The 4,467-nt window shown below is 35.2% G+C and carries 4 protein-coding genes and 1 riboswitch; all 4 genes read left to right on the top strand.

The window, feature by feature from the left end; genetic code table 11:
- Positions 1-147 precede the first annotated feature (147 nt).
- Positions 148-314, top strand: a riboswitch (Lysine riboswitch).
- Positions 315-397: 83 nt separating this feature from the next.
- The 4 genes from FYJ55_RS10200 (at position 398) to gpmI (ending at position 4,343) form a co-directional block, all read left to right on the top strand.
- A complete protein-coding gene (locus FYJ55_RS10200; RefSeq protein ID WP_154556731.1) occupies positions 398-1,228 on the top strand; it encodes a transporter substrate-binding domain-containing protein in 831 nt (276 codons plus the stop codon).
- A gap of 2 nt (positions 1,229-1,230) precedes the next feature.
- Entirely contained in the window at positions 1,231-1,953 is a 723-nt protein-coding gene (locus FYJ55_RS10195; protein ID WP_154556730.1) for an amino acid ABC transporter permease, read from the top strand.
- 10 nt (positions 1,954-1,963) lie between these two features.
- Positions 1,964-2,701: an amino acid ABC transporter ATP-binding protein gene (locus FYJ55_RS10190; RefSeq protein WP_154556729.1), complete on the top strand. Its 738-nt coding sequence runs from the start codon at positions 1,964-1,966 to the stop codon at positions 2,699-2,701.
- 103 nt (positions 2,702-2,804) lie between these two features.
- Positions 2,805-4,343: a 2,3-bisphosphoglycerate-independent phosphoglycerate mutase gene (gene gpmI / locus FYJ55_RS10185; RefSeq protein ID WP_154556728.1), complete on the top strand. Its 1,539-nt coding sequence runs from the start codon at positions 2,805-2,807 to the stop codon at positions 4,341-4,343.
- Positions 4,344-4,467: the final 124 nt, after the last annotated feature.

Here is a 4,467-nt window from a genome sequence, read left to right as displayed (position 1 = left end):
CTGTTTATTTCTGTCTATAGAATAGTCTTTAAAACTTAAAAGAAGCTTAAAGAAATGATGAAAATATTTACAGTTTTATGAAAATTTGCAAATTCTTTCTTGACACTATGTATATGACGAGTATAATAGGCACTATAAAGTGAATCGAGTAAAGATAGAGGCAGCATTGCATCAGAGTAAAACATGGAGTTGGCAGACTGTGAAGTGTTTGAAAGGTAACCAATGCCGAAAGAGATAAAATGGCAATTTTGTTTCTTGGGGTTATAAGGAATACTTATAACACTCCTTCGTCAGGAAGAGGCGTTATCTTATAGTTAATGAGATATTTTTAGCTATGTGGTATGCCCGCATAGTTTTTTTTCTATTCTTTACCGATTAGAGAAGGAGAAAAAGAAATATGAACTTTAAAAAATTAATGGCATCTGCCATGGTATGTGCTTTTGCACTAACAGGATGTGGATCAAACACAGCTACAACATCAGAAGATAAAGACACATTTGTCGTAGGAATGGAATGTGGATATGCTCCATTTAACTGGCAGACATCTACAAAAACAGATACTTCTGTAAAATTAGGAAAATCTGGATATGCGGATGGATATGATGTTCAAATCGCAAAAAAGATCGCAAAAAAATTAGGAAAGAAATTAGTCATTAAGAAAACTGCATGGGATGGATTGATTCCAGCTTTAGAGGGTGATGAAATCGATGCGATTATCGCTGGTATGACTAAAAATGAAGATCGTGAAGAAGGGGCTGACTTTACAACTCCATATTATGATTCAAAGGGAATGATCATGATTGTTCGTAAAGATAGTGAAGAAGCTGGATATACAGATATTCAACAATTTACAGGTAAAAATATTGTTGGTCAAAAATCAACAAACTATGATTCAGTCATTGATCAAATTAAAGGCGTAAATCACGTAACACCAAAGGCTACTTATCCAGAAATGGTATTGGCTTTACAACAACACGAAGTGGATGGAATTACTGCTGAAATGGCAGTTGCCAAAGGTGTTGTAGAAGCTAACCCTGACTTAACAGTCGTTCAATTTGCAGATGGACATGGTTTTGATTGTGATACAACTGTTTCAATCGCATTAAAAGAAGGTTCTCGTGATTCTGAATTCTTCAAAAAAGTTCAAAAAGCATTGGATAGTATTAGTGATGAAGAACGTGAAGAAATGATGGAACATGCAGTAGAAAACCAACCAACTGAGGATTAATTATGCGTATTGATTTTGCGAAAGCTTGGAACATATTTGTTCATAATCTACCTCTTTTCCAATATGGAATTGAGATGACTTTGTTGTTCGCATTTGTTGGTACGTTTGCAGGATTTGTCGTCGGCTTATTAGTCGGCGGCATTCGTGCGATTGAAATCAATGAATATGATTCAACGGGTATTAAAGTTTTAAAAAGAATAGGTAAAATCATTACGGGATTGTATATTTGGGTGTTCAGAGGTACACCAATGATGGTTCAAGCTATGTTTATTTACTATTTAGGAAAGCCTGTGATTGGATGGACTCCGATTACAGCAGGTTTGATTATTATTTCAATCAATACAGGTGCTTATATGGCTGAAATTATTCGTTCTGGAATTCAGTCTGTGGATAAAGGACAAAATGAAGCTGCGATGTCTTTAGGTATGACAACGAAGCAAACTTTGATGTATGTTGTATTTCCTCAGGCCATTAAGAATTCATTTCCTTCTATTGGTAACCAATTGATTGTAAATATTAAGGATAGTTCAATGTTGAATGTTATTACGGTAACTGAATTGTACTTCCAGACAACATCTGTAGCAGGAAGTAACTATCGTTATATTGAAACGTTTATGGTTTCAGCAGTTTTATATTTAATTTTAACAACACTTGCTTCTTTCTTATTGAATTATCTTGAAAAAAGAATGGATAGCGAAAGCAGTATGAAAGATTTCTGTAGCTAGGAGGGTATTTATGGAAACAATTATTCAAATTCAACATCTCCAGAAACATTTTGGAAATCTTAAAGTATTAAATGATGTAGATTTCGATATTCATAAAGGAGAAGTGGTTACTATCATTGGGTCGAGTGGATCTGGTAAGAGTACAATGTTAAGATGTGTAAACCTATTAGAAAGAATGGATGGAGGCCATGTTCTATATCATGGTAAAGATATTCTAAGTGGTCAAATGGATGTCAATGAATATCGTTCTAAGGTTGGAATGGTGTTCCAAAGTTTTAACTTATTTAATAATTTGACTGTTTTAGAAAACTGTATGTTAGGTCAGATTCGTGTCTTAAAAAAATCGAAAGAAGAAGCAAAAACTACAGCTTTAAAATTCTTAGATGAAGTAGGAATGAAAGAGTTTGCAAATAAGCCTAGTACTAAACTTTCTGGTGGACAAAAGCAACGTGTTGCGATTGCTCGTGCCTTGTGTATGGATCCAGAAGTGTTATTGTTTGATGAGCCAACTAGTGCACTGGATCCAGAAATGGTTGGCGATGTTTTGGATGTCATGAAAAAGTTAGCTGATGAAGGTTTGACAATGGTTATCGTAACACATGAAATGCAGTTTGCCAGAGAAGTCAGTGATCGTGTTATTTTTATGGATAAAGGTGTCATTGCAGAACAGGGTACTCCTGAACAATTGTTCGCGCATCCTCAACAAGAAAGAACACAACAATTTTTATCTCGTTATCAAAGCCGTTAAGCGGCTTTTTCTTTTTGTGAAAAAATTCATTTGTTGAGATGAGTTCATTGAAAAAAGGCCTAGTTAGTGTTATATTATTATCGATTAATGGAGGAAAAATACAATGGAAAAGAGACCAGTAATTTTGGTTGTTATGGACGGTATTGGTATTCGTGAAGATAAGAAGAACAATGCTGTTGCATTAGCCAACAAACCAACACTTGATAAATTGTGGGCAGAATGTCCACATACACAACTTCGTGCTCATGGACTTGCAGTAGGACTTCCTACAGATTCAGATATGGGTAACTCAGAAGTTGGACATAACGCATTAGGTTGTGGACAAATTTATTCTCAAGGAGCTAAATTAGTTAACGAAAATATTGAGTCTGGAGAAATCTTCAATTCTAAAACTTGGAAGGATTTAGCTGAAAATGCAAAAGACAGCAAAATGCATTTCATCGGTCTTTTAAGTGATGGAAACGTACACTCTAATATTTCTCACTTAAAGGCTTTGATTAAAGAATCTAAAAATGAAGGCATTAAGGAAGTTCGTGTTCATGCATTACTTGATGGGCGTGATGTTCCTGCAACTTCAGCTTTAGAATATGTAAATGATATTGAATCATTTATGGCAGAATTAAATGATGACAATTTCCACGCATGCATCGCTAGTGGTGGTGGACGTATGCAAATCACAATGGACCGTTATGAAGCTGACTGGTCTATGGTTGAGCGTGGATGGAAAATTCACGTAATGGGTGAAGGAAGACAATTTGCTTCAACTACAGAAGCTATTGAAACGTATCGTAAAGAATTAAATGTTGTTGACCAAGATCTTCCAGGATTTGTTATTGCGAAAGATGGTGCACCTGTAGGAACTATCGATGATGGAGATAGTGTTGTATTGTTCAACTTCCGTGGTGACCGTGCTCAAGAAATCTCTTTAGCATTTGATGGAGATGCTTCATTTGATAAATTTGATCGTGTTAAAGTTCCAAATGTTAAATTTGCAGGTATGTTACAATATGATGCAGACTTACAAATTCCAAAGAACTATTTGACGGAACCACCAAAGATTAAATATACATTAACAGAAGAATTGTGTAAACATGGTATTCGTGAATATGCAATCAGTGAAACACAAAAATATGGACACGTTACTTATTTCTGGAATGGTAACCGTTCAGAAAAATTTGATGAGTCTTTAGAAACTTATGTTGAAATCCCAAGTGATGTCGTTCCATTCGAACAAAGGCCTTGGATGAAGGCTGCTGAAATCACTGATAAATTGTGTGAAGCAATCGAAAGTGGAAACTATGATTTCATTCGTACAAACTATCCAAACGGTGACATGGTAGGACACACTGGAAGTTTACAAGCAACTATCATTGGTGTTGAATCTGTAGACTTAGAACTAGCACGTGTTATTGAATCAGTAAATAAAGTAAATGGTATTTTATTAGTTACTGCAGACCACGGTAATGCGGATGATGAAAGTAAGACTAGCCACACATTAGCACCAGTTCCATTCATCGTATACAATGCGGAATGTGAATTAAAAGAAGGCGAAGATCTAGGATTGTCAAATGTTGCAGCTACAGTTTGTGATTTCTTAGGATTAGAACCAAACGAACACTGGAACCCATCTTTAAAAAAATAAGGCTTAACTAGCAATTTGGTGACTTTGCTATAATTCTTCTTTTTATCACTTACACGAATAACCACTCGTTTTTCAAATCCTTTAAGCGAGTGATTTTATAGATGTTTTTCAATCTAAGTAGTAC

The sequence above is a fragment of the Holdemanella porci genome (assembly GCF_009696075.1).
Lineage (GTDB): Bacteria > Bacillota_I > Bacilli_A > Erysipelotrichales > Erysipelotrichaceae > Holdemanella > Holdemanella porci.
Note: the sequence above shows the minus strand (reverse complement) of the source record. Positions and strands in the feature narration are given on the sequence as shown.